This is a genomic window from Parabacteroides sp. KHUB-03 (assembly GCF_056640975.1).
Window position 1 is genome coordinate 1,707,812 of sequence record NZ_CM153257.1, and the last position, 26,623, is coordinate 1,734,434.

Genomic DNA, 26,623 nt, shown 5'->3' on the forward strand with positions numbered 1-26,623 from the left:
TGTATATTTTTAATCTTGTTATACAATTACACAAATTTACGTAAGTCTTTTACGCGAATAGCCTTGCCTCCTTCCTGAGAGGGTAAAGATCCTTTTGCTACGAGTTTGAGGTGTGGCGTAAGTAATAACTCGTCTTTCAGTTGACGCGTAATATCTTTAGCCAGCCTTTGCAACACACTGTAATCGTCAGTAAACAAGTCGCTTAATTCTACTTCAATAAGCATTTCGTCGTTATTGCCGAATGTCTCTATCGTTATAAGATAGTTGCTGCCTAATTCTTTGAATTGCATTAATATTTTTTCAATCTGGATAGGGAAAATATTAACACCTTTCAGAATAATCATATCATCGCTACGGCCTTTGAAGCGGGCTAAACGTTTATGTGTACGTCCACATGGGCATTTGCCCGGAAGTATACAGGTTAAGTCGCGTGTGCGATAGCGTATTAACGGCATTGCTTCACGGTTTATGGTAGTAAGAACCAACTCTCCAACTTCTCCTTCCTGAACAGGTTTGAGAGTAACAGGGTCTACAATTTCTACAATTACATAGTCTTCCCAGATATGAAGTCCGTTTTGTTCGGTACATTCGAATGCAACTCCCGGGCCATTCATTTCCGACATACCGAAACAGTTATATGCTTTTACGCCTAATAATTGTTCAATTCGCCGACGTTGTTCTTCCGAATGAGGCTCGGCTCCAATACATACGGTGTGCAGTTTTGTATCTTTACGCGGATCGATACCTATTTCATACATTACTTCAGCTAAACGGGTTGCATAGCTAGGGATAATGTGTAGACAAGTAGTTCCGAAATCCTGAATAAATTTAATCTGGCGTTTTGTGTTCCCTGCAGCTGCGGGAACTGTTAATGTACCTAACTTCTCGGCTCCATACTGAAATCCTAATCCCCCGGTGAACATACCGTAGCCAGATGTGTTTTGGAATACATCCGTATCGCGTATTCCTACCATATACATGCAACGTGCCACTTGGTTTGCCCATTGTTCCAGGTCTTTTGATGAATGTAGTACAACTGTAGGATTTCCGGTTGTTCCGCTGGACGAATGAATACGCACACAGTCTTTGATCGGTATTGCAGCCATACCGAAAGGATAATTGTTGCGTAAATCGTCTTTTGTCGTGAATGGAATTTTTTGCAAGTCTTCTAAAGAAAGGATGCTATTGGGTGTAATTCCGTTTTCCTCAAATACTTTTTGATAAAAAGAAGAATGTCCGGCTAATTCAATTGTTTTTTTTAATCGTTCCAACTGTAGTTTTTCCAGGTCTTCACGATTTAAGGTTTCTATGTCTTTCTGCCAATACATCATGATTTTTTGTATTATTAGTATGTTTAATTCATATAAATAGACTGCAAATGTATTGTTTATTTTGAATTTGTGTAGCATTTGTAGTTGTTTTTTGTTCGATATAGTGGTAAGAAAGGGCTATAAATGAATACAGGCATGAATCCTTTTGAACTCATGCCTGTACAAATATTCTTTTTAAATTTATTTCTTAAAAGTATTTTCCATTCTGGCAATGTCTTTTAAGTAGTCTTGCAGGTCTTGTTCATGCTCTTCTTCTTCTGCAAGTATATGTTTTGCGATGTCGCAAGTTGTGTAATCCAATCCGTTGGTAAACTGGGCAATTTGTTGGTACCTGAGTATGGCACATCTTTCCGAAGCTACGTTCTGCTTTAATAGACTGACTGTGTCGAATTCTTTCGGTGCGTCATATTTGCATCTTGCCAATTCAAACCATTTTTGAGGATCAAGTACTGGAATGCCATCCAGTTCAATAATGCGATCTGCTAATAATTGAGCGTGCTTGCGTTCTTCTTCGGCATGTTCTTCAAATTCATCCTGGACGTCTTTGCGCATTGCACCTTCTGCTACTAATGCACCTACCCAATATTGATAGTATGCCAGCCATTCTTCGGCTAAAGCTGCGTTTAATTGAGATAAAAGATTTTCTACGTCCAGTTTTCCTCGTAAAATTGCGACTGTTTCTTTTGCCATAATTATAAAATTTTAGAATGAAACGTTATTGTTTTATATACTTCTAACAAATTGACAAATTCATTGTTTATAAATTATCTAATCTTTATTGTGCTTACCATTAATTAAGATTGGCATTCTTAGTCTTTGTATTGTAATAACCAAATCGGAAGAATATTTGTTTTGGTGAAAATATAGTATATTTGCCGCTCAATTTAATAGAGTGATTTTGCATGATAAAGCCAAATGATACCAATTGGTATGTACTATATACTGCTGCCCGAGCTGAAAAACAAGTAAAAGAACGAATAGATGCTTTAGGTGTAGAATGTTGGCTTCCGCTTCATCGTACGCCGCGTGTGTGGTCTGATCGTGTGAAAATGGTCGATATCCCTTTATTCAGTTCCTATATTTTTGTTAGATGTACAGATCCTGTGTTACGTGATTTGATCCGTGTTTATGGTGTTTCACGTATTGTATATTATAATGGCAAGCCGGCTGTTGTACGGCAGGCAGAGATTGATGCTATTAAAGAATTTTTGGAAATGGCTTCCGAACATCCTCTTATTGCCGGTGATGAAGTGGAAATTTTATGTGGGGCTATGAAATCTGTTTCCGGTAAAGTAAAAAAGATAAAAAAGAGCCATGCCCTGTTGTTTCTGGAACAGTTGGGTGCTACCGTATGCGTGCGTCTTGAAGACGTGGCAAGAGTCAATCGTCTGAAATGATAATTAACTCTGCATAGTTGGAATTTCTTAAGTCTTCCCGATCATTTTAGGAAAACATCCCGATGATTTTGTAAAATCATCGGGATGTTTTATAATGTGGAATATATATACTCCAGATTTACATGGTTTCGTACCAGATTGGCTAGCTTATCATACTGTTCTTCTTTGAATGCTACATAATCAAAAAGGTTGTTTGCTTCTTCCTTATCGAATCCTTCAGCCATATTGTCAAGAACTACCGGATTATCAAGAATACCATGCATATAACTTCCCCAACACCGGTTGCTCAGGTAATAACCGTCTTGCCGACCGTCTTCCAATAAGACAACCGGGCTGTCAGGGGCATCGTTTAGCAAGGTAGTACGTCCCATGTGGATTTCATAACCCCGGCATTGTTTAATTTTGCCGGATTTTTCGGGTAAGAAACTGAATGTGCTTTGTTTGGTTATTTTTTCTTTTTCAATGATTGTACATTGTGGCAAGAGTCCAAGACCTGGCACTGCAGGTATTTCTCCCTCTATACCTTCCGGATCTTCCAGACGGATGCCCATCATTTGATAGCCTCCGCAAATACCAATAACTTTTTTTCCTGCTTTATGCGCCCGGATGATTGCTTCTGCTATTCCGTTGGCACGTAAGTGCTGTAAATCTGCCAATGTGTTTTTTGAGCCCGGCAATAAAATTATATCCGCTTTCTCTATTTCTTCTATATTATTTGTATAGTAGGGATTGAAACGGGGGTCCATATCCAAGACGTCGAAATCGGTAAAGTTGGACATGCGTTTAAGCAGGATAATGGCTACGTTGATTTTTCCGTCACGGAATGTGTTTGTTTTCATATCTAACGCAACGGAATCTTCTTCTTCTATTTTTATATCACGAAACCAGGGAATAATGCCAACAACAGGTACACCGGTCAATTTTTCTATTATCTTTTTACCTTCTTCAAAAAGAGATGCATCTCCACGGAATTTATTGATAATAATACCTTTCATCAATGCCTTTTCTTCTGTTTTTAACAAAGCTATAGTTCCATATACAGAACCAAAAACACCGCCTTTGTCAATGTCTGCTATCAGGTATGTGGAGGCGCCTGCCTTTAATGCCATACGCATATTGGTAATATCCCTGTCGCGAAGATTGAGTTCGGATATGCTGCCAGCACCTTCTAAAACGATTGGATTATATTTGCTTTCCAGTCTTTTGAATGCTTCGAAGGCTTCTTTAAAGAGTTCTTCTTTCTGGTTCTGTATCCCGAAATAATCTTTGGCAGACATATTGCCGACAGGTTTTCCGTTCAATACGACTTGGGAACTTTTATCGTTTGTCGGTTTTAGTAAAACCGGGTTCATATCTGTGTGTGGGGCAATACCACATGCCTCGGCTTGTACTACCTGGGCACGTCCCATTTCTCCACCTTCAGAAGTGGAATAGGAGTTAAGAGACATATTTTGTGCCTTAAAAGGGGCTGGGTTGTAACCGTCTTGTTTGAATATACGGCAGAAAGCTGCATTAATTACACTCTTGCCAGCGTCGGAGCAAGTCCCTACAAACATGATGGGTTTCAGATGTTGTTTCATTTGTTTTCAGTAAGTTGTGCAAAGGTAGTTTTTATGTGATAAATTAACAATAGATCAACCTTTGATTGTCTTATTTATAAATTAAGTTTTCATGCAGATGAATTTTAAATTTTCTGTTTATATTTGCGTCTGACTTTAAAATATAGATAGAAATGACAGTGCAGAAAAAACCACAACGTTTACAGTCATTAGATGCCCTCAGAGGTTTTGACATGTTTTTCATTATGGGCGGGGGCCCTCTTTTTATTGCTTTGGCAACATTGTTTCCAACTCCATTTTTTCAGGCTATAGCCCAGCAGATGCAGCATGTTGAATGGCATGGGTTGTCTTTTGAAGATATGATATTCCCGCTATTCCTTTTTATTGCGGGCATTTCTTTTCCTTTCTCTCTGGAAAAGCAAAGAGCTTCGGGTATGACAGATTCGGCTATTTATAAAAAAATTATACGCCGCGGTATTACATTGGTGATATTGGGACTTGTATATGGCGGTATATTGTCTTTGGATTTTGAAAACCAACGTTATGCAAGCGTGTTGGGACGAATAGGCCTGGCTTGGATGTTTGCTGCAATCTTGTTTGTGAATACTCGTACTATTACGAGAGTCTGGATCACGGCGGGAATTTTGATTGGTTATTGGTTACTATTAGCATTTGTTCCGGCTCCGGACGGGAATGGTGCGGATGTGTTTAGTATGGAAGGATGTCTGGTTGGATATGTAGACAGAATCATGTTGCCTGGGCATCTTTACTTGAAAATACACGATCCGGAAGGAATCTTATCTACAGTTCCGGCTATAGCTACTGCTTTACTGGGGATGTTTACTGGCGAATTTATTAAATTACAAAAGAAAGAGTTTACAGAGACAAAGAAGGTGCTTTATTTACTGGTAGTTGGCCTTATTTTGGTGGTTTCCGGTGTAATATGGAATCTGTTTTTCCCGATTAATAAAAATCTTTGGACAAGTTCTTTTGTTTGTACGGTAGGAGGTATATCTATGATATTGTTTGCTTTGTTTTATTATATTATAGATGTAAAAGGATTTCGGGGCTGGACTTTATTCTTTACTGTTATCGGTATGAATTCCATAACGATTTATCTGGCACAACGTTTCATAAACTTCTCGTTTACTGCAAATTCTATATTCGGGGGAATAACGAAGTTGTTGCCGGAAACAGCTCAACCTTTAATGGGGGCTGTTACTTATATTGCTATTTGTTGGGGATTCCTTTATTTCTTATATCGTCAACGCATATTCTTAAAAGTGTAAATTTTTTATCATTATTATATGGAAAAGACGGTCTACAAACGGTTGGAGTCACTGGATGTTCTACGTGGCTTCGACCTTTTTTGTCTTGTTGTCCTGGAGGTGGTGTTATATCCTCTGGAAAGTGCGATTGACGCACCTTGGTTCAATTCATTGATGTGGGGCTTTTCGCATGTGGAGTGGGAGGGTTTTTCTTCCTGGGATTTGGTAATGCCTCTCTTTATGTTTATGGCCGGTGTATCTATACCGTTTGCTTTATCGCGTTATAAGGCAATGCCGGATAAAACGGCTGTGTATCGTCGTATAGGGAAACGCGTTTTGCTATTATGGGTATTTGGCATGATGTGCCAGGGGAATTTACTGGCATTGGATCTTGATAAAATTTATTTGTATTCGAATACTTTGCAATCTATAGCAATGGGATATTTGATTGCTGCCATGTTGTTTCTGCATATTCGTTTTGCTGCACAAATAGGTGTGGCGGCCGGTTTGTTACTGTTGTATTGGGGATTAATGCAATTTGTTACGGTAGACGGTTATGGAGGTGGTGTTTATACCCCTGACGGCAACCTGGCCGAATGGGTAGACCGTGTTGTATTAGGACGTTTCCGGGATGCTGCTACGATAGTTGATGGGCAGACTGTGTTTGCCGGTTGGTATAATTATACATGGATATTAAGTAGCCTGAACTTTGGTGTGACAGTGTTGACCGGATTGTTTGCCGGGCAGATATTGAAAAATGAATATACCCGTAAATATAAACTGCAGCTATTGTTTGGTATTGGTGTCGCTATGGTTGCTGCAGGTTGGTTGTGGGGATTGCAAATGCCGGTTATTAAGAAGTTGTGGACTAGCTCCATGGTGTTGGTGAGCAGTGGGTATTGTTTTTTGCTGATGGGCATTTTTTATTATTGGATAGATTGCAAAGGACATAACAAACATTTGAATTGGCTAAAGATATATGGAATGAATTCTATTGTAGCATACATGCTGACTATGGTAATTAATTTCAGGTGTATTGGCGAGTCTTTATTTTTTGGTTTGCAGCAATATATGGGCAATTATTATCAGGTACTTATTGCCGTATGCAACGTATTGGTTATTTATGTAATTTTGTGGTTGCTTTATAAACGCAATATATTTCTAAAAGTATAAACACATTTAATTGGGAAACTTACACATGGAATCAATCAGACAAATATATCGTATAGGTCATGGCCCTTCTAGCAGCCATACAATGGGGCCGATGCGTGCTGCTCAAATGTTTTTAGATCGTAACAGGGGTGCAGTACGTTTTAATGTTACCTTGTATGGAAGTTTGGCGGCTACAGGGAAAGGACACATGACGGATGCTGCTATTCTGGAAGTATTATCGCCGGTAGCTAAAACAAACATAACATGGGAACCTAAAAACTTTCTTCCGTTTCATCCGAACGGAATGTTGTTTGAATCATTTGATGAAAGTGGCGAAGTGTTAGATAGTTGGACGGTTTATAGTATCGGAGGTGGTACGTTGGCAAACGAAAGTTTCAATGAACTGAAAACGGCACAGGTTTATGAAATGCAGACGATAAAGGATATTCAGGCATGGTGTGAGAAAAGCGGGCATTCCTATTGGGAATATGTAGAACAGTGCGAAGGGCCTTCGATCTGGGATTATTTAGCTGAGGTATGGGAGGTTATGCAACAAGCTGTACGTAACGGCTTGGAAGCGGAGGGAGTTCTTCCCGGAGGATTAGGACTGCGTCGCAAAGCTTCCGATTATATGATCCGTGCAAAAGGGTATGGCAGTAGCATTAGAAGCCGTGGAATGGTATATGCATATGCTTTGGCTGTTTCTGAAGAAAATGCAAATGGAGGAAAGATTGTCACGGCACCGACTTGTGGCTCGTGCGGCGTTATGCCGGCTGTACTTTATCATTTAAAGGACTCTAGAGAGTTCCGCGATTCACGTATTTTGCGTGCTTTGGCTACGGCCGGTTTATTTGGCAATGTGGTCAGAACGAATGCTTCTGTGTCGGGTGCCGAAGTTGGTTGCCAGGGAGAAGTAGGTGTTGCCTGTGCTATGGCTGCTGCTGCTGCAAGCCAGTTGTTTGGTGGGACGCCAGCCCAGATAGAATATGCGGCCGAAATGGGATTGGAGCATCATTTAGGATTAACTTGTGATCCGGTGTGCGGATTGGTTCAAATACCGTGTATTGAACGTAATGCTTTTGCAGCTGCCCGTGCACTGGATGCAAATACATTTTCCAACTTTTCCGACGGGAAACACCGGGTAAGTTTTGATCAGGTGGTAGAAGTCATGCGCCAGACTGGAAACGATTTGCCGAGCCTTTATAAAGAAACCTCAGAAGGCGGACTAGCTAAAATGGAGCGGTAATATTTACTAATGTGTTTAATATACTCAAGATGAAAAAAGACCTTATTTATTCTTTGTTGACTGTAAGTTTATTTTTTGCGTGTGGTCAGCCAAAGCAACAGCAAACGGAAGAAGTTGCAAAAAGCGGTAATCCTGTATTTGAGGGTTGGTATGCCGATCCGGAAGGTATTATTTATGATGATACCTATTGGATTTATCCAACCACAAGTGATCTATACGAAAAACAGACATTTTTTGATTGCTATTCATCAAAAGATTTGGTGACGTGGACAAAGCATCCGTCTATCCTTGATACGACGGAAGTAAAGTGGGCAAACAGAGCAATGTGGGCTCCCTCTATTATCAGTAAGGATGGAAAGTATTATTTCTTCTTTAGTGCAAATGATGTACATGAAGGCGAAGTGGGCGGTATCGGTGTTGCTGTAAGCGACAAACCGGAAGGACCGTATAAAGATTTGTTGGGTAAGCCGCTTATCAATGAAATTGTAAATGGTGCGCAACCTATCGATCAGTTTGTTTTTCATGACGAAGACGGACGATACTATATGTATTATGGGGGCTGGGGACATTGTAACATCGTTTTGCTGAATGATGATTTTACAGGTCTTGTTCCTTTTGAAGATGGTGAAATCTATAAAGAAATTACTCCTGAAAGTTATGTAGAGGGTCCGTTTATGTTTAAGAAGAATGGTAAATATTATTTTATGTGGAGCGAAGGTGGCTGGGGAAATCCTGATTATTGTGTAGCTTATGCTATTGCTGATTCTCCTTTTGGTCCGTTTAAGCGTATAGGAAAGATTCTTCAACAGGACCCTCAAGTTGCTACAAGTGCAGGACATCATTCTGTAATGCATATACCAAACTCTGAAGATTATTATATTGTTTATCATCGTCGCCCGTTGGGAGATACAGGGCGTGACCATCGTGTAACCTGTATAGATAAGATGACTTTTGATAAAGATGGTTTTATTAATCCGGTAAAGATTACATTCGAAGGGGTAGAAGCAAGGCCAATTAAATAAGTTTTCTATTGGTTATTGTATACAGATGCTTTTGGGGTAAAGATAAAAAACATTAAAAGAAGAACATATTTATAATGTTCTTCTTTTTTTATTTTACTTTTGACACATATGTCAGACATATGGGACGAAATAAATAATAACAATATGACGTATGAATACAGAAGAAGTGCAGGATATGGAATTCCGTATCATAGAAGCTGCAAAACAAGTCTTTGTCCGAAAAGGATATGAAGCTACCAAAATGGGAGATATTGCTGAGGAAGTGGGTATTAGCCGAACAGCTATGCATTATTATTTCCGAACCAAGGAAATGCTTTTTGAAGCTGTATTCGGACAATTAATGGGCGTTTTGCTTCCAAATATTGATTCTATAATGAATGAGCCTACGACTTGCCTTGAGAAGATACCAAAGATTGTTAACGAGTATGTTGCTATAATGCAGTCAAATCCTTCATTCCCAATTTTTGTTGTAAATGAATTTAACAGAGATCCGGAACATTTGTACAAAGTGGTGATGAGAGATCCATCCCGGGTGCAGCCTTTAATAAAGTTACAGAAACAGATGCTGGAAGAAATGGAAAAAGGTTTGATAAAAAAGATGCCGTTGGCTTATACGGCTTCAACTTTAATCGGGTTAGTTATTTTTCCTATGTTGGCACGCTCTCCGTTGACTACTGTTTTTTTTAATGGAGAGGAAGAACGTTTTGACGCATTTATAGAAGAACGAAAAACTTTTATTTCGGATATTATGATCCGTTTACTGACACCAGATAATAAGTAATCATTTATTTGTACAGAATAATTTATGAAATCAATTTGTATAATTCTATTATCGTTTGGAGTGAGTGCCTTTATTGTTCCTTTAAGGGCGCAAGAAGGTAAAGTTAGTATTATGCAGTGTTATGATTGGGCACATGATAATTATCCTCAAATCCGGCAATACGGGTTAATTAACCGTACCAGAGATTATAACTTGGCTAATGCAGGGAAGGGATGGTTGCCCCAAGTGGCATTAAATGCGAAGGTTACTTATCAGAGCGATGTCACTAAATTGCCGTTTGATGCAGATAAGTTTTCTGCTATTATACCGGGTATACAGATTCCTACACTGGGCAAAGATCAATATCAAGTTGTGGCGGAAGTAAATCAAACGATTTGGGACGGAGGTGTTATTCATGCAACCAAACAGATAACCAAAGCAGAGGCCGAAGCTAACCGTGAACAGTTGGAGAGTGATCTTTATGCTTTGAACCAACGCGTAAATCAGCTTTATTTCGGTTGTTTGCTGCAAGACGAATTACTTCTTCAAAATGCTTTGCTTCAGAAAGAATTACAGATAAATATAGACCGTATCGAGGCAATGATAGCTAATGGAGTAGCCAACCAATCTGATCTGGAAAGTATGCAGGTTGAACTTTTGAATGCCCGTCAGAAGGAGATAGAATTGAAGGCTTCGCGTATGGCTTATCGCCAGATGCTGGGAACATTGGTTGGAAAGCCCATTACAGAAGATGCCATTCTTGAAACTCCTTTAATGCCGGGAAGTTCATTGCCGCAAACGATCAACCGTCCTGAACTTCGCGCATTGGATGCCCGGAACCAGTTGCTGGAGATGCAGGACAAGCAGATTACAGCCGGAATTATGCCTCGTGTAGGTGCTTTTTTACAAGGAGGATATGGCCGTCCGGGATTGAATATGCTGGAAGATAAATTCAGTAGTTTTTATATGGCAGGTGTTCGCCTTACTTGGAATTTAGGCAAGCTATACACTTTGAAAAATGACAGGCGGAAATTGGATGTTAACAGGCAAATGATAGAAGTACAGAAAGACGTTTTTCTTTTTAATACCAATTTGCAATTGATACAACAAAATACGGAGATTCGTAAAATAACAGACCTGATACGTGCGGATAATGATATAATACGTCTGCGTACCAGTATAAAGAAAGCTGCTGAAGCCAAATTGGAAAACGGGGTTATCTCAGTAACGGATCTGATTCGTGAAATCAATGCCGAAGATATGGCACGCCAGACAGCTGCCATGCATAAGGTTCAGCAACTGCAGTCAATATATGATTATATGTACACAACTAATTAGAAAAATAATACTTTATACAGATATGAAACACTTGATTTTATTCAGTCTGGTAGCATTACTTGCAGCATGCAATGGTAATAAGAAAGATTTTGATGCAACCGGTGCATTTGAATCTACCGAAGTGATGGTTTCTTCCGAAGCAACCGGTAAGATTATGGAGTTAAATATTGAAGAAGGAGATCGCCTGAATGCAGGTGATGTTGTAGGATATGTGGATAGCACACAATTATATTTTCGTAAAATGCAATTAATGGCCGGACTTAGGTCTGTGGATATCCGTAAACCGGACATACATAAACAGATTGCTACGTTGGAACAACAGATTGCTGTTGCACGTAGTGAACAACAACGCATGGAAAATCTGGTGAAGGCAAAAGCCGGCAATCAAAAACAAGTGGACGACCTAGTCAATAATATAAAGGTTCTTCAAAAGCAATTGGATGCTCAATATTCTACATTGGACAAAACCAAAGGCGGAGCCGATGCGGATGCCGAAAGCATACAATATCAGATTATGCAACTGGATGACCAGTTACAAAAGAGCCGTATAACGAATCCGGTTACCGGAACCGTTTTGGTGAAATATGCCGAAACAGGAGAAGTGACGACAGCTGGCAAACCTTTGTATAAAATTGCCGATATTGATTTGCTGTATCTCCGTGCTTATGTAACCGGCGATCAGCTTTCCCAATTGAAGTTGAATCAACCAGTACATGTTTTTGCAGACTTTGGAGATAAAGAACGTCGCGAATATCCTGGTGTCATCACATGGATTTCGGACAAATCGGAATTTACACCGAAAGGCATTCAGACAAAAGATGAGCGTGCCAATCTGGTTTATGCTATTAAGATAGCGGTGAAAAATGATGGTTATCTAAAGATAGGACAGTATGGAGAGACGGTATTTAATTGATGATAATGACTGATAGCTATGAACAATATAGATGTTCAACATATAAACAAAAGTTATGGCGGTGTTTCGGCTTTACGGGATATATCGTTGGAGATAAAACCAGGTGAACTGTTTGGGTTGATTGGACCGGACGGGGCAGGAAAGACTTCGCTATTTCGTATTCTTACAACGCTATTGTTAGCGGATAGTGGATCTGCTACGGTCTGCGGCCTGGATGTTACACGGGATTATAAGGAAATTCGTCACTGTGTGGGATATATGCCAGGACGTTTTTCTCTCTATCAGGACCTGACAGTGGAAGAGAATCTTAAATTCTTTGCTACTGTATTTAATACGACTATAAAAGAAAACTATGGTTTAATACGTGATATTTATGTGCAGATCGAACCTTTTAAAAATCGTCGTGCCGGCAAATTATCCGGAGGAATGAAGCAAAAATTGGCATTGAGTTGTGCTCTGATCCATCGCCCGGAAGTTCTTTTTCTGGATGAACCGACAACAGGTGTCGATCCTGTTTCGCGCGTGGAGTTTTGGAATATGCTGGATCGGCTGAAGAATGAAGGAATTACTATTCTTGTTTCCACACCGTATATGGATGAGGCTTCACGTTGTGATCGTATAGCACTGATGCGCTCTGGAGAGTGTTTGTCAGTTAATACTCCGGAAGGTATTCGTTCTACATATACTCGCCCGTTATATGCAGTACATGGTTCTTTTATGTATAAATTGCTGATAGATTTGCGCTCTTATCCTGATACATATTCATGTTACGCATTTGGCGATTCTCACCATTTGGCATTGAAAGATGGTAAAAATGATATAGTTGGTTTGGAAAAATTTATCAGGGAAAAAGGATATACGGATGTAACGTTGGAGCTTATAAGGCCTTCGATAGAAGATTGTTTTATGGCTTTGTAAAATGAGACAGAAATGAATGTAATAGATGTAACAAACCTGACAAAAAGCTTCGGATCTTTTACAGCTGTAGACCATATCAGTTTTAACGTGGGGGAAGGTGAATTATTTGGATTCCTGGGAGCTAACGGAGCAGGAAAGACTACAGCTATGCGTATGCTTTGCGGTTTATCTGCACCAACTTCGGGTGAGGCTCGTGTAGCAGGTTTTGATGTCTATAAAGAGACGGAGAAGATTAAACAACATATTGGGTATATGAGCCAGAAATTCTCATTATACGGCGATCTGAAAGTATGGGAAAATATCCGTTTATATGGCGGAATTTATGGATTGTCCGGAAAGAAGCTGAAGGAAAAGACCGACGAACTTCTTCATGTGCTCGATCTGGAAGGAGAACGTAATACATTGGTGGATTCTCTGCCCTTGGGATGGAAGCAGAAACTTGCCTTTTCAGTCGCTATTATCCATGATCCTCGTATCGTTTTTCTGGATGAACCTACGGGAGGCGTCGATCCTGTAACGCGACGTCAGTTCTGGGAGTTGATTTATCAGGCGGCCGAACGTGGTATTACCGTGTTTGTTACCACTCATTATATGGACGAGGCTGAATATTGTAATCGTGTTTCTATCATGGTGGATGGTAAGATAGAAGCTTTGGATAGTCCTGCTGCCCTTAAAGCTTCTTTCAATACTGATAATATGAATGACGTATTCCATGCTTTGGCACGTAAAGCAAAAAGAGGAGAGTAAATCTATGAAGCAGTTTGTATCATTTGTCCGGAAAGAGTTTTATCATATTTTCCGCGATATGCGTACTATGATGATTTTGTTGGGCATTCCGGTTATACTTATTATTATATTTGGTTATGCCATTACTACAGAAATCAGAAGTGTACCCGTTGCTGTGTTAGATCAAAGCCGTACGGATATTACCCGGAAACTGGTAGACCGTATTAGTGCCAGCGAGTATTTTAATTTATACAAAATGGTAGATAATATGGAAGAAGCCCAACAGCTTTTTCGCCGGAACAAGGTGCGTTTAGTTATTGTTTTTCCTGTAGATTTTGCAACTTCCAATGATGCTTCCATACAATTGCTGGCCGATGCCACCGATCCGAATGAGGCGACGCAAATAACGGCATATATGAGTCAATTGATAATGGATAACGGAAACTTTAGCATTGCAAACGGAACTTCAGATTCCCGGTTTTCAGTTTCTGGTTCTCGACTAGTACCTGTTGTTCATCTCCTTTATAATCCCCTGATGAAAGGTGCCTATAATTTTGTACCGGGTGTAATGGGATTGATTTTAATTCTGATTTGCTCAATGATGACTTCGGTTGGAATTGTAAAAGAAAAAGAAATGGGAACGATGGAAGTTCTACTTGTTTCGCCTATGAAGCCTGCATATATAGTTATCGCAAAAGCAATTCCTTATTTGTTGTTGAGTATGGTAAACATTGTTACCATACTTGTTATTGCGTATTTTTTGCTGGACGTGCCAATTGCGGGAAGTCTTACCTTGCTGGTCTTTATTTCTATATTGTATGCATTTGTAGCATTATGCCTCGGCTTGTTGGTTTCGACGATGGCAGACACGCAGAAGTCGGCGATGCTGGTTTGTGTTATGGTATTGATGCTTCCGGTAATATTATTGAGTGGAATGGTTTTTCCTATAGAAAATATGCCGGTTGTGTTACAATGGCTTTCCAACATTGTCCCGGCCAAATGGTATATTATAGCAGTGAAAGACGTGATGATAAAAGGATTGGGTATCGGATCTGTTCTGCCAGAAATTGCTATCCTTACAGTAATGGTAGCTTTTTTGATGTTGCTGAGTGTAAAACGTTTCAAAATCCGTTTATAAAAATAGGCTTATGAAAACATTACGATATTTATTGGAGAAAGAATTCAAGCAGATTCGGCGCGACCGTTTTTTGCCTCGAATTATATTTCTTGTGCCATTGATGCAATTAATTATCCTTCCTTTTGCTGCTAACTTCGAGATGAGGAATATTTACCTCAGTATTGTTGATAATGATCATTCCGTTATATCCCAACAACTAACGGACAAGGTTCTTTCTTCAGGTTATTTCCAGCTAACGGATGTTTCTCCTGAGTACAATCAGGCATTGGCTTCTATCGAAAGCAACCGGGCGGATATTATTCTTGAAATACCGGCGGGTACGGAAAAACAGTTGGGAAAGGAAGGGTATGCAGAAGTTCTGATTGCCGCCAATGCCGTAAATGGCACGAAGGGAGGAATGGGTAGTTCTTATCTTTCTTCCATCATTCAGGATTTTAACAGAGAAAAAGGGTTTGATTCCGGTATGTCTTTGTCGGGTATCTGCTCTACTAATCTTTTTAATCCGCATTTGGATTATAAGAATTTTATGGTTCCCGGTATCCTTGCCTTTTTAATGACGATTATAGGTGGATTTCTTTCCGCTCTCAATGTAGTAGGCGAGAAGGAGAAAGGAACCATAGAACAGATCAATGTGACACCTGTTCCTAAATCGGTGTTCCTGCTTTCCAAATTAATTCCATTTTGGATAATAGGCCTGATATTGCTTACTGTGGGGACTTTTATAGCCTGGCTTGTATATGGCCTGGTTCCAATAGGTAATCTTGGAATTATATATCTTTTTGCAGCTGCTTATCTGATAGCGTTTACCGGATTCGGGCTTGCTATTTCGTCAGTGTCGTCTACTCAGCAACAAGCTATGTTTACGGCATTCTTTTTCTTTATTATTTTTATATTATTGAGCGGATTGTTTACGCCTATCAGCAGTATGCCTGAATGGGCGCAGAATCTGACATTGTTTAATCCTTTGCGTTATTTTGTAGAAGTAATGCGTATGGTTTATATGAAAGGCAGTACATTGGCCGACCTATCCGTACATTTTGGAGTAATTTGTTTCTTTGCCATAGCATTTAATATACTGGCAGTTGTTGGCTATCGAAAAAGCAACTGATTTAATTTTTTCCGGAAGGAATCTCCGGTACTCAGGATATAGCCACTCTTTTAGAAAACAAAAATAGGAAAGATTTGAAACTGTTCAGGTAGGCAATTAAATTGAATAGGGTAAGCTATCAAACATTAAGGGTAGACAACAAAAAAGACTGGCTAACTTTTTATTGTTAACCAGTCTCTTTGGTGTTGAAGTGGGCAGTGATGGATTCGAACCACCGAAGGCGAAAGCCAGCTGAGTTACAGTCAGCCCCATTTGGCCACTCTGGTAACTGCCCTTATTCCAGTAAACCGGATTGACTTTTGTCTATCCTTTGAGCCTCTTGTCGGATTCGAACCAACGACCCCGAGATTACAAATCACGTGCTCTGGCCAACTGAGCTAAAGAGGCGAATAGTTTGTTGTTTGTTTGCGGGTGCAAAGGTAGCAATTGTTTTTATACATGCAATAGGTTTTGAAAATTAAATTGTATTTTTCTCAAAAATAATAGAGAAATGTGAGATTTGATAAACCTCATAGCATTTCTCTACCACTATTTTAGTATAATATGTTTGCTTACTTCAAAAGCACTTCGTTTATGGCCTTTTTAAAATCGGTTTTGCCCATAGCTCCTTTTGCCATTTGAGGCTGTTCGTTCATGGGGCAGAAAAGTAAGGTAGGAATACTTCTGATGCCAAAAGCGGCAGCCAGTTCTTCTTCTTTTTCCGTATCTACTTTATAAATGTCTATTTTACCTTTGTATTCTTCAGCCAGCTCTTCCAAAATCGGTGCAATCATTTTACACGGACCACACCATGTTGCATAAAAATCTACGATGCAAGGTTTGTCTCCTTTATACTTCCATTCATTAGGGCTTGCTTCATAATCTGCAACTTTGTTTAGAAATTCAGCTTTTGTTAATTCTGTTACTTTCATAAATCAATCTCCTTTTTTAGTTTATATTGTTTTGTTTTTTATATAACAAAGATATGGCTATAAGTTTATTTTGTAAATGTCTATTTTTCCTTTATAATTGGCAAATTTCCTTCGGACATCATAAAATAAACAATTTCGCTGAAAGTAAATTAAAAACAGAGGTATAGTCAATATTATTTTTTACCAAAAAACAGGTTGCCTGATTAAGAATTAATTCTTTTTCTAAATGGTTGTATTTTGAGATAGGTAGCCGAACGCCAAAACCATTCTAAAGGGCCATATAGATAGTAGTTCAGCCAGTATCTACTGAATATGGCTTGTATAACATATACAACCAAACCTAAGACAAATACTTCAGTGATTCCCCAATTGCCGAATATTGCACCCAAACCCCACATAGAAAATATAATTCCCCCCACAATACTTTGTGCTACATAGTTAGTCAATCCCATGCGTCCGTAAGGAATGATGGCGTTCAGGTATTTTCCAACACTATCTGTCTGGAACAGGAGTATAAAACCAAGTCCTAAAGCTCCGGAAAACAGTACCGTATGTATATCATTAAGCGCCATGGACAACAGCATTTCGGGAGATAGTTTTACCCCTGACATGAGCATTCTGAAAGTAACTTCCTGCGATGGGATCAGGCTGATGAGAGAGCAAGCAAGAGTAAATCCTACAAAAAGCAGTATGTTCCTTTTTTTATGTGTTTCTACTCCTTCAAAAAAACGCAAACGCCCTACTACTAAGCCCAGAATAAAAAGAGCCATTGTTACATATCCGCGTCCGTTCAAACCAAATTGATAATTTAATTTCCCTACAAATCCGGTGGTTAAGTTTCTTTTTGCCGATTTGAAGAATGATGGTTTTTCCATTGTTTTCCCAGAAGAAGTCGGTCTGTTTTTGTTTGCTTCGTTAGATACTGGTCTTTGTGGCATATTTTCTACTTGTTCTGTTTTTACTAAACGATCATAACTCGTTGAAATAATGCGGGGCGTACCTATCAACAGAAGCAGGGCAATAACAATCAGTATTCTGTTTTTTAGGGGAAACAGTAATACCATGATTACTCCGAAAGCAGCATATATAGGTAAAATATCGGCAGTGAAAAAGCTATTGCCAACGATGCCTATCACAAAAAGAATAACCATGCGCCAGATAAAACGTTTTCGGAAATCAATTCCTTTTTTGGCACCCCGATCCATTTGTATAAAGAAACTTAATCCGAAAAGAAATGCAAAAATATTAATAAACTTACCCATTATTACATGTTGGGAAAGCCATTGAATAGCTGTATCCAGCATAGGAAATTGTGGCTCTGACGCGGGTATACCTGAAAAAACACCAAAATGTTGCAGCATATGCATAAGTATGACACCGAGCAGTGCAAATCCTCTTAATGCATCCAGAACGTGAATTCGACTTTGGGGAGCTGAAATAGTTTTACTTTGTTCCATTTTTTTACTATTTGATAATTATTTGTAAAGCTGTAAGCATGTTGTTTTAACGATCCACCTATAAATTGTTTCTGCAAAGATAGAGTGTGCACAAAGGCCCGTCCATAGATAAATTACAGTTTCAAAAACCAATATTCCTGATTTTAGGAATGCCTGAATTGGGGTTGGATGTGTTTTCCTATATTTGCAGAAAGTTATACCAAATAATAAAAAGAATATATGAGTGATATTATAAAATTAGATTCGATACAAGACTACAACGAGTTGTTAGGAGTGGAGACATATCATCCTTTGGTAAGTGTTGTTGATATGTCTCAGTTAGAGGTGATCCGTCATAGCCGTAAGAATTTCGGATTCTACTGTATTATCCTCAAGCAACTTGATTGCGGTCCACTTATTTATGGTCGTAATCAGTATGATTACCGGGAGGGAACACTTGTTTTTGTCTCCCCCGGACAGGTTGCAGGTATAAATGATAACGGCGAAACTCGTAATCCGCGCGGATGGATTCTTATGTTCCATCCCGATCTACTGCGCGGTACATTACTGGATAGGCAGATTAAAAATTATTCATTCTTTTCATACGAGTCGAACGAAGCTTTACACATGTCAGAACGTGAACGCCATATTATTATTAATTGTTTTAATGAAATACGTGAAGAGTTGGAACATGCTATTGATAAACATAGCAAACAAATTATTGCGGCCAACATAGAGGTGTTGCTAAATCACTGTGTACGTTTTTATGATCGCCAGTTTGTTACTCGTGAGATTGTAAATCGTGATCTGTTAAGTCGTTTCGAGAACCTCCTTGACGACTATTTCAATTCAAATAAGCCCCAAAAATTGGGTCTGCCTTCTGTTGCCTGGTGTTCCGGGGAGTTACACCTGTCTGCTAACTATTTCGGTGATCTGATTAAAAAAGAAACCGGAAAATCGGCACAAGAATATATCCAGTTGGTCACTATTGAGTGGGCAAAAAAGCTACTTTCGGAGGGTAATCGATCGGTTAGTGAAATTGCCTATACCTTGGGATTTAAGTATCCCCATCATCTAAGTCGTCTTTTTAAAAAAGTAGTCGGTGTAACTCCGAATAAATATAAAAGTGTAAGTTAGAGTTTCGCGAATGAAATCTAAAATAAACACATAGCGGAAAAGTAAATTCGAGTAAAGCGTACCGACATATCAACATATAAGCCTATCACTTAAAAAAATGAGGCGAGGCATTTAATTTTTGAGCTATACAACAAAATTATTTCTTTTGAAAAGGGTTACCTTTGCAAAAGAAATAATAGTTATAATCAAATAAAGAAATGACAGACAGAATCAATACACTACGTTATTCGGACATCTTTTTTGCGATGTATTTTGACGGAGGTATGAGCTGCACACACCGAAACCATTCCCACGTGTTGGTTTATATTTATTCCGGTGAAATGGCAATTGAAGAAAAAGGAAAAACAACAAAGCTGCATAGAGGCAACTGCGCCTTTATCTGTAAGGATTTCAGTGTTCGCATGACAAAACAAGCGTGGAATGGAGAGCAATTTAAGGCTATTTTTCTAATGTTTACGCCTAAATTCTTGCGTAGCTTCTACAACAAGTTAAAACCGAACTCAATCCCAAAGGATGCCAAAAGGGAGAAAGTAAGTCTGTATAAGTTGCCATCTAACCGTCCGGATATTACAAGCCTGTTCGAATCAATGACACCTTATTTCGATTCGGGCATCCAACCGTCAGAAGAGTTGCTGCAACTAAAAATGGTTGAGGGAATGTATGTACTGCTCAATACGAACAAGAATCTGTACGCATCGGTTTTCGATTTTACCGACCCATGGAAAATTGATATTCTGAATTTCTTGGAGAACAATTACATGAATGACATTTCAATGGAAGAAATAGCCAATTATACGGGACGTAGTCTTTCCACATTCAAACGGGATTTCAAAAAATGCAGTCCTCTTTCCCCTCGTGAATGGCTGATATGCCGTCGCCTCGAAGCAGCCCACGAACTAATACAGAAAGGCGAACGCAAAGTGTCGGAGATTTGTTTTGAGGTCGGTTTTAAGAATCTCTCGCATTTCTCGAAGGTTTATAAAGAAAAATACGGTATTCCTCCTACAAGGAATCTGCAACACGGAATGAGTCTCGCATAGATTGCGGGACTTTTTTATTTATGGACTTCCCGGCAAAGCACTTTGAACCACACAACAAAGCCGTAATGTCATAGACCTCTTACCTTTGCATCAGAAAATAATTAGAGCTTATAACAGATAACATCAGATAATTATGGCAGAAACAAAAACAATGAAAGAAAAAGTGGCTTTGGTGACAGGTGCAGGAATGGGAATCGGTCTTGCTTGTGCAGAAGCATTTGCCCGTGCAGGCTATATTACCGTTTTGTCAGATATTAGTCCGACACTCAAGCTGTAAAAGAAATGATTGATTGGATTATAGCTACTTACGGACGTTTGGGTAAGCCCGAAGAAATCGCCGATGCCGTATTGTGGCTATGCAGTCTGCAAGCAACTTATATGAACGGGCATGGCTTAATTGTAGACGGAGGTATCACTATTAAATAAGGAACAACATGAAAGATATTTTTGAAAAAGATTTGTCAGGCGAGATGGTTTCCCCAAACGAACCGGGTTACGAGGCGTTGATTACCGATATTTTCGAAACTATTAAGACTGCAACAGTAATGAATACAGGTTATCGTACTCCTGAAGAAGTCCATGACTATATGGGACGGATTCTTGGTAAACCACTCGAAGAGAGTACAACGGTGCTACCGCCGCTTTATATTGATTATGGCAAGCCGATTACCATCGGAAAGGGGTGTTTCATCCAGCAGTGCTGCACTTTCTTTGGTCGTGGAGGTATTACCATCGGCAATGATGTATTCATCGGTCCGAAAGTCAATCTGATAACCATCAACCATGACCCGAATCCGGAAAACCGCAGTGCAACCTATGGTCGTCCGATAGTCATAGAAGATAGGGCATGGATTGGCATCAATTCAACCATTCTTCCGGGAGTGCGCATTGGTTACGGTGCGATTGTCGGAGCTGGCAGTGTCGTTACCAAAGATGTGCCGCCTATGACGGTGGTAGCAGGAAACCCCGCTCGGTTTATTAAGAATATTGAAGTCAAATAAATTAGAAAAACATTTGAAATATGATAGAACAAAAACAATAATAGTATGAAATTACAAATTATTGCCATAATGATATTTCTGTCACTTACGGATGTCATGGCATCGGAAACAATTAAGTATAAAAACTCATCAGACATGGATACTTTAGAATTAACTCAAGAATGGGACAAAACATTTCCCGAAAGCGAAAAAGTGACCCACTCTAAAATTACATTTCATAACCGCTACGGAATAACACTTGTAGCAGACCTTTACAAGCCGTTGGATGCAAGCGGACAGTTGGCGGCAGTAGCCGTATGCGGACCGTATGGCGCAGTAAAAGAACAGGTATCGGGACGATATGCACAATCCCTTGCCGAGCGAGGTTTTCTGACTATTGCTTTCGACCCTTCGTTTTATGGCGAAAGCAGCGGTACTCCTCGCAATCTTACTTCTCCTGAAATAAGTACAGACGATTTCAGTGCGGCGGTCGATTATCTGCTGACCCGTGAGGATGTGGATTCCGGATCAATCGGTATCCTCGGTATTTGCGGTTGGGGCGGATTTGCCTTGAACGCAGCGGCTAACGATCCCCGCATCAAAGCTACCGTTGCTTCTACGATGTATGATATGAGCCGTGTAAATGCCAATGGGTACTTTGATACAATGTCTGCCGATGACCGTTATCAGCTTCGCGTACAACTTAACAAGCAACGCACAAAAGATTACCAAAACGGAACTTACGATCGTGATGGAGGGGTCGTAAATCCTGTACCGGAAGAAGCACCGCTTTTTGTGCGCCAATATCATGATTATTATAAAACAGAACGTGGCTACCATCACCGCTCACCCAATTCCAATGATGGAATTAATAAAACCGCATCTCTGTCTTTCATTAATCTTCCAATTCTTGCATACATAGACGAAATCCGCAGTGCAGTGTTATTGATACACGGTGAAAAGGCACATTCACGCTATTTCAGCGAAGATGCCTATAAGAGGTTGACCGGAGCGAATAAGGAACTACTTATTATCCCTGGAGCGAACCACACAGACTTATACGATAATTTGGCAGTGATTCCTTTTGATAAGATAGAGATATTTTTTAAAAAATCTTTTTAGGTAGAATAACTTTAAAACACACTTTAGTAGCCCATTTGTCTTTTCGACTTTTGGGCTATTTTTTTATAAAATGCTGAAAATCAATGGTTGCTAAATCATTGCCTTTATTTCTCAATTGATTAAGTCTAACCGACAGAAATCTAAAATAAAAAAACCGTCGGAATGTTACCGGCGGTTTCTTATTACATTTTAAACTTGAGCTAATTTCGGTTAGTACCGTTTGCCAACCACGTCCCAGTCAATAATTTTCCATAAAGCATTCAAATGATCGGCACGACGATTCTGATAATCTAAATAATAAGAATGTTCCCAAACGTCGAAACCTAAAAGAGGTTTTAATCCTTTAACAACAGGATTGCTGCCGTTTGCTTCTTTGGTTATTGAAAGTTTACCATTGTTGTCTTCGGCTAACCAAACCCAACCGGAGCCAAATAAGCCTGTGCCTGCAGCAACAAATTCTTTTTGGAAATTCTCAAAAGAACCCCATTCCTTATTTATTGCTTCGGCAAGTTTGCCAGTTGGTACTCCTCCGCCTTTAGGTGAAAATTGAGTGAAATATAAATTATGATTTAAAACTTGCCCTGCGTTGTTAAATATAGCACCATCCGATTCTTTTACAATTGTTTCAAGAGGTGCGTTTTCGAACTTGGTATCTGGTACAAGATTGTTCAGATTATTTACATAAGTCTGTAAATGTTTCCCATGATGTAACTCAATGGTCTGTTTTGATATTACCGGTTCCAGAGCGTTTGCTGCATAGGGTAATTGAATTAATTCGAATTTCATGACTTCTTCTTTTTTATCTGTTATTTGACTATTTGTAATCAACAATAATAAACTAAGACATAATGTAAGCATGGCCTTATATGTTTTAATGTTGTTTGTATTATTATAACATGCCAGGCATTGAATTTGTTTAAAGGAACGAAAAAAGAATTTGAAAAATCATCCCGATCATTTTTATAAATCATCCTGATAATTTGCAAAAATGATCGGGATGATTTATTTCTGCCCGGAAAAGGAGAAAAATCCCGAATAAGTTTTTATTTTTGCACGCTCAATACATTATTAATAAGTAAAACATATTTTGTAGATGGTAAAGAAAGTTGGGAATTTAATTCCAAACACCTTTTTTATTACAAAGGGTAGTGGTGAATCTGATCTGGAAAAACATGCGGGTTCTTATCACATGGCTCTTTATGATGCCGGTATATCAGACTTTAATATTATGACATATTCGTCTGTTATTCCAGCAACGGCACATCTGGCAACCATGGATGAAATAGATCTTCCTCCATTTGGTTCTGAAATGAAAACTATCATGGCAGTGTCTCATGGATACCAGGATGAGTTTGTATCTGCTGGTGTGGTTTACGCTTGGATGTACAAGGATGAAAACTTTGATGAGAAAGTGGGAGGACTTGTATGTGAGGTTAGTGGTCGTTATCGTATTGAAGAACTTGAGTCCCGTTTGATTCGTGTAATCAATGATCTTCACCAGAAGACGTACGATAAATATTATTTAGGTGAACTTAACTTTATAACGGAAGGGATTACCATCGAAAAAAGATATGGGACAGCTTTGGCTGCTTTATGCTTTTTGGATTTCTTGCAACCGGATATTGAAGAATAAGCATTCAGGGGAATTTTATATTACATTTTTATAAGGCCGTCTTCCTTTCGGGGAAGGCGGTTTTTTGTTATATTTGCTGACCGGAATAGATAAATGTTGCCATTCCGGACGAATAACAATAAACATAAATTATTGTTGATATTCATTTTTACGGATGTAAGATTGAAGGTGAATAATATAAATAAACAGAATATGAAATACATAGGAGCTCATGTGTCTGCATCGGGAGGTGTCGAAAATGCACCTTTGAATGCTCAGGCGATAGGAGCAAAGGCTTTTGCTCTTTTCACTCGTAATCAACGTCAATGGAAATCTGCTCCATTACCAGAAAATAGTATTTCTCTTTTTAAAGAACGTTGTGAGGAATTTGGCTATTTACCTAAACATATTCTGCCTCATGACAGTTATCTTATTAATCTAGGGCATCCGGAAGAAGAAGGATTGCTGAAATCCCGTGCTGCTTTTTTAGATGAGATGCAGCGATGTGAACAACTGGGGCTTGACTTGTTGAATTTTCATCCCGGAAGTTCTTTAAATGAAATGACAGATGAAGAATGCTTAACTCGTATCGCAGAGTCTGTCAATTGGGCGTTAGGCAAAACGAACGGTGTTTGTGCCGTAATAGAAAATACGGCCGGACAAGGCACGAATCTTGGTTATACGTTTGAGCAGATTGCATATATTATAGATAAAGTAGAAGATAAATCCAGGGTGGGCGTATGTATTGATACTGCTCATACGCTAGCTGCAGGATATGATATAAAAACAGAGAATGGTTTTAAGGAAACTTTCCGGCATTTTGATGAAGTTATAGGTTTTTCTTATTTGAAAGGAATGCACCTGAATGATTCTAAAAAAGATATGGGATCAAGAGTTGACCGCCATGACAGCATAGGAAAAGGAGTAATGGGAATTATTCCTTTTCAAATGATTATGAACGATTCCCGTTTTGATGATATACCGCTTATATTAGAGACGCCAGATGAATCTATCTGGGCTGATGAAATAAAATATTTATATAGCTTATGATCGTTTTTATTCGGCAAATTAACTAAAATATTACATTTATGTTCATTTTGATGCCTGTAATTTTTGTCTTGGGAATATTGGCGATAGCCCTGGAAGACAAGATAAAGATTAACAAAGCAGCCATAGCTTTATTTATGGCCATTTCGCTGTGGATGATTTTGATGTTTGATGCATATAACATCTTTATTGAACGATCGAATCCTATATTCCTGGACTTTCTGACACAAAATCCGGATATGCTGAATCAGCCTGCCCATGTCCAATTTGTTAATTTCATAACAAACCGGTCTATTGTATTTCATTTGGGAAATGTATCGGAAACATTATTTTTTGTAATGTGTTCTATGCTGATTGTCGATATTGTGGATAAACATGGTGGTTTTCGTGCCGTAACGGGTTATATACGTACGGAGAATAAGCGAAAGTTGTTATGGTATATAAGTTTTGCAACATTCTTTTTTTCGGCGTTGCTGGATAATCTGGCTGCGGCGATAGTTATCATGGCTGTGCTTCGTAAATTGGTACCAGATCGGACAGACCGTTTGAAATATGCTTGTATGGTTATTATAGCAGCTAATGCCGGCGGTTCCTGGTCTCCTATAGGTGATGTGACGACAATTTTATTATGGGTTGGAAAGAACGTAACAGCTATGCATCAGATTTCTCATGTTTTTATTCCTGCATTAATAAATATGCTCGTTCCTCTTTCTATTGCCCATTTTTGGTTGTTTAAAAAAGGAACTACATTGCGGGTTATGAGTGAAGAAGAACAGGCGGATGAATATGTTCCGGAGATTCCAACACGTTCCCGAAAAATAATATTCATAATAGGTATCTTGTCTTTGGCATTGGTGCCTGTGTTTCAGATGTTGACAGATCTGCCTCCATTTTTAGGCGTATTGTTGGGGTTAGTGATTTTGTGGGTGTACACGGATATTATGTATAGTAAATTACATATGCATGAATCTCAAAAATTACGTATAGCACAATTATTACCTAATATAGATTTGTCTACGATTTTCTTTTTCTTAGGTATTTTGATGGCTGTAGGGGCATTGGAAACATCCGGCCAGTTAGGTATTATGTCTGCATTTTTAGATAAGCATGTGCACGAGCCTTATCTTATTAGTTTTGTCATAGGTGCTCTTTCTTCATGTGTGGACAATGTTGCACTGGTTGCTGCAACAATGGGTATGTATCCTGTTGTAGAACAGACTGTCGGTTTGTCTCATTATGCACAATTTTTCATGTCGGATGGCGGTTTCTGGACATTCCTGGCATATTGTGCTGTTACGGGTGGTAGTATTTTAATTATTGGTTCTGCTACAGGTGTTACAGTAATGGGGATAGAGAAGATTGATTTTATGTATTATACGAAACGATTTTCTATTCTGGCTTTGATAGGTTATTGTTGCGGGGCTGCTACTTATATGTTATTATTCGCTTAAACTTTATTTAT

At 39.0% G+C, this 26,623-nt stretch carries 26 protein-coding genes, 2 tRNA genes and 1 pseudogene; 21 read left to right on the plus strand and 8 right to left on the minus strand.

Annotated features, from left to right (window positions below):
- Positions 1-26: 26 nt before the first annotated feature.
- Positions 27-1,331, minus strand: a complete 1,305-nt coding sequence (locus tag ACYIB7_RS07375) for a phenylacetate--CoA ligase family protein (protein ID WP_103982522.1) — start codon at positions 1,329-1,331, stop codon at positions 27-29.
- A 180-nt stretch (positions 1,332-1,511) separates the two neighbouring features.
- Entirely contained in the window at positions 1,512-2,021 is a 510-nt protein-coding gene (locus ACYIB7_RS07380) for a ferritin-like domain-containing protein (RefSeq protein ID WP_099465765.1), read from the minus strand.
- Positions 2,022-2,233: 212 nt separating this feature from the next.
- Between ACYIB7_RS07380 and ACYIB7_RS07385 the strand changes: the two genes are divergently transcribed.
- Positions 2,234-2,728: a UpxY family transcription antiterminator gene (locus ACYIB7_RS07385; protein ID WP_099465764.1), complete on the plus strand. Its 495-nt coding sequence runs from the start codon at positions 2,234-2,236 to the stop codon at positions 2,726-2,728.
- A gap of 89 nt (positions 2,729-2,817) precedes the next feature.
- On the opposite strand, the gene ACYIB7_RS07390 is transcribed toward ACYIB7_RS07385, so the two are convergent.
- A complete protein-coding gene (locus tag ACYIB7_RS07390; protein WP_103982352.1) occupies positions 2,818-4,308 on the minus strand; it encodes a cobyric acid synthase in 1,491 nt (496 codons plus the stop codon).
- Between the two features lie 152 nt (positions 4,309-4,460).
- On the opposite strand from ACYIB7_RS07390, the gene ACYIB7_RS07395 reads away from it, so the two are divergent.
- The 11 genes from ACYIB7_RS07395 to ACYIB7_RS07445 all read left to right on the plus strand — a co-directional run bounded on the left by ACYIB7_RS07395 (position 4,461) and on the right by ACYIB7_RS07445 (position 15,876).
- Complete coding sequence (locus ACYIB7_RS07395) at positions 4,461-5,576, plus strand: acyltransferase family protein (protein ID WP_103982353.1); 1,116 nt, start codon at positions 4,461-4,463, stop codon at positions 5,574-5,576.
- Positions 5,577-5,594: 18 nt separating this feature from the next.
- Positions 5,595-6,728 carry an acyltransferase family protein gene (locus ACYIB7_RS07400; protein ID WP_103982354.1) on the plus strand — a complete coding sequence of 378 codons (1,134 nt, stop codon included), beginning with the start codon at positions 5,595-5,597 and terminating at the stop codon, positions 6,726-6,728.
- 25 nt (positions 6,729-6,753) lie between these two features.
- On the plus strand, positions 6,754-7,953 hold the full coding sequence (locus tag ACYIB7_RS07405) for an L-serine ammonia-lyase (protein WP_103982355.1): 1,200 nt from the start codon (positions 6,754-6,756) through the stop codon (positions 7,951-7,953).
- Positions 7,954-7,982: 29 nt separating this feature from the next.
- Positions 7,983-8,975 (plus strand): glycoside hydrolase family 43 protein, encoded by a 993-nt coding sequence (locus ACYIB7_RS07410; protein WP_103982356.1) that lies wholly within the window; start codon positions 7,983-7,985, stop codon positions 8,973-8,975.
- A 151-nt stretch (positions 8,976-9,126) separates the two neighbouring features.
- Positions 9,127-9,756 carry a TetR/AcrR family transcriptional regulator gene (locus tag ACYIB7_RS07415; protein ID WP_103982357.1) on the plus strand — a complete coding sequence of 210 codons (630 nt, stop codon included), beginning with the start codon at positions 9,127-9,129 and terminating at the stop codon, positions 9,754-9,756.
- A gap of 24 nt (positions 9,757-9,780) precedes the next feature.
- Complete coding sequence (locus ACYIB7_RS07420) at positions 9,781-11,073, plus strand: TolC family protein (RefSeq protein ID WP_480338419.1); 1,293 nt, start codon at positions 9,781-9,783, stop codon at positions 11,071-11,073.
- A gap of 22 nt (positions 11,074-11,095) precedes the next feature.
- A complete protein-coding gene (locus ACYIB7_RS07425; protein ID WP_103982359.1) occupies positions 11,096-11,986 on the plus strand; it encodes an HlyD family secretion protein in 891 nt (296 codons plus the stop codon).
- A gap of 18 nt (positions 11,987-12,004) precedes the next feature.
- Positions 12,005-12,904, plus strand: coding sequence for an ABC transporter ATP-binding protein (locus ACYIB7_RS07430; RefSeq protein WP_103982360.1), 900 nt, complete (start codon positions 12,005-12,007; stop codon positions 12,902-12,904).
- A 12-nt stretch (positions 12,905-12,916) separates the two neighbouring features.
- Positions 12,917-13,651 (plus strand): ABC transporter ATP-binding protein, encoded by a 735-nt coding sequence (locus tag ACYIB7_RS07435; RefSeq protein ID WP_103982361.1) that lies wholly within the window; start codon positions 12,917-12,919, stop codon positions 13,649-13,651.
- Positions 13,652-13,655: 4 nt separating this feature from the next.
- Positions 13,656-14,768: an ABC transporter permease gene (locus tag ACYIB7_RS07440; RefSeq protein WP_103982362.1), complete on the plus strand. Its 1,113-nt coding sequence runs from the start codon at positions 13,656-13,658 to the stop codon at positions 14,766-14,768.
- A 10-nt stretch (positions 14,769-14,778) separates the two neighbouring features.
- Positions 14,779-15,876 carry an ABC transporter permease gene (locus ACYIB7_RS07445; RefSeq protein WP_103982363.1) on the plus strand — a complete coding sequence of 366 codons (1,098 nt, stop codon included), beginning with the start codon at positions 14,779-14,781 and terminating at the stop codon, positions 15,874-15,876.
- A gap of 191 nt (positions 15,877-16,067) precedes the next feature.
- Here ACYIB7_RS07445 and ACYIB7_RS07450 read toward each other — a convergent pair.
- The 4 genes from ACYIB7_RS07450 to ACYIB7_RS07465 form a co-directional block, all read right to left on the minus strand.
- Positions 16,068-16,150 (minus strand) — tRNA-Tyr (locus ACYIB7_RS07450).
- Between the two features lie 39 nt (positions 16,151-16,189).
- Positions 16,190-16,263, minus strand: a tRNA-Thr gene (locus ACYIB7_RS07455).
- 164 nt (positions 16,264-16,427) lie between these two features.
- The gene (trxA, locus tag ACYIB7_RS07460; protein WP_099465752.1) at positions 16,428-16,787 is read right to left on the minus strand and encodes a thioredoxin; all 360 of its coding nucleotides are present in this window, start codon (positions 16,785-16,787) and stop codon (positions 16,428-16,430) included.
- A gap of 203 nt (positions 16,788-16,990) precedes the next feature.
- A complete protein-coding gene (locus tag ACYIB7_RS07465; RefSeq protein WP_103982364.1) occupies positions 16,991-18,244 on the minus strand; it encodes a DUF418 domain-containing protein in 1,254 nt (417 codons plus the stop codon).
- A 219-nt stretch (positions 18,245-18,463) separates the two neighbouring features.
- Here ACYIB7_RS07465 and ACYIB7_RS07470 point away from each other — a divergent pair, with 219 nt between their 5' ends.
- From ACYIB7_RS07470 to ACYIB7_RS07495, 6 genes and pseudogenes are all read left to right on the plus strand, one after another.
- Positions 18,464-19,360 carry a helix-turn-helix domain-containing protein gene (locus ACYIB7_RS07470; protein WP_103982365.1) on the plus strand — a complete coding sequence of 299 codons (897 nt, stop codon included), beginning with the start codon at positions 18,464-18,466 and terminating at the stop codon, positions 19,358-19,360.
- Positions 19,361-19,557: 197 nt separating this feature from the next.
- On the plus strand, positions 19,558-20,400 hold the full coding sequence (locus ACYIB7_RS07475) for an AraC family transcriptional regulator (protein WP_480338420.1): 843 nt from the start codon (positions 19,558-19,560) through the stop codon (positions 20,398-20,400).
- Positions 20,401-20,533: 133 nt separating this feature from the next.
- Positions 20,534-20,656: pseudogene (locus ACYIB7_RS07480) on the plus strand (oxidoreductase); the annotation flags it as partial.
- 26 nt (positions 20,657-20,682) lie between these two features.
- Positions 20,683-20,826 (plus strand): SDR family oxidoreductase, encoded by a 144-nt coding sequence (locus ACYIB7_RS07485; RefSeq protein WP_394340837.1) that lies wholly within the window; start codon positions 20,683-20,685, stop codon positions 20,824-20,826.
- Positions 20,827-20,834: 8 nt separating this feature from the next.
- Entirely contained in the window at positions 20,835-21,401 is a 567-nt protein-coding gene (locus ACYIB7_RS07490; RefSeq protein WP_103982367.1) for a DapH/DapD/GlmU-related protein, read from the plus strand.
- 45 nt (positions 21,402-21,446) lie between these two features.
- Complete coding sequence (locus tag ACYIB7_RS07495) at positions 21,447-22,502, plus strand: alpha/beta hydrolase (protein WP_103982368.1); 1,056 nt, start codon at positions 21,447-21,449, stop codon at positions 22,500-22,502.
- Positions 22,503-22,712: 210 nt separating this feature from the next.
- On the opposite strand, the gene ACYIB7_RS07500 is transcribed toward ACYIB7_RS07495, so the two are convergent.
- On the minus strand, positions 22,713-23,360 hold the full coding sequence (locus ACYIB7_RS07500; protein ID WP_480338421.1) for a superoxide dismutase: 648 nt from the start codon (positions 23,358-23,360) through the stop codon (positions 22,713-22,715).
- Positions 23,361-23,595: 235 nt separating this feature from the next.
- Here ACYIB7_RS07500 and ACYIB7_RS07505 point away from each other — a divergent pair, with 235 nt between their 5' ends.
- From ACYIB7_RS07505 to nhaD, 3 genes are all read left to right on the plus strand, one after another.
- Positions 23,596-24,135, plus strand: a complete 540-nt coding sequence (locus ACYIB7_RS07505; RefSeq protein ID WP_099465745.1) for a pyruvoyl-dependent arginine decarboxylase — start codon at positions 23,596-23,598, stop codon at positions 24,133-24,135.
- Positions 24,136-24,327: 192 nt separating this feature from the next.
- The gene (gene nfo / locus ACYIB7_RS07510; RefSeq protein ID WP_480338422.1) at positions 24,328-25,164 is read left to right on the plus strand and encodes a deoxyribonuclease IV; all 837 of its coding nucleotides are present in this window, start codon (positions 24,328-24,330) and stop codon (positions 25,162-25,164) included.
- Positions 25,165-25,202: 38 nt separating this feature from the next.
- Positions 25,203-26,612: a sodium:proton antiporter NhaD gene (gene nhaD / locus ACYIB7_RS07515; protein ID WP_103982369.1), complete on the plus strand. Its 1,410-nt coding sequence runs from the start codon at positions 25,203-25,205 to the stop codon at positions 26,610-26,612.
- Positions 26,613-26,623: the final 11 nt, after the last annotated feature.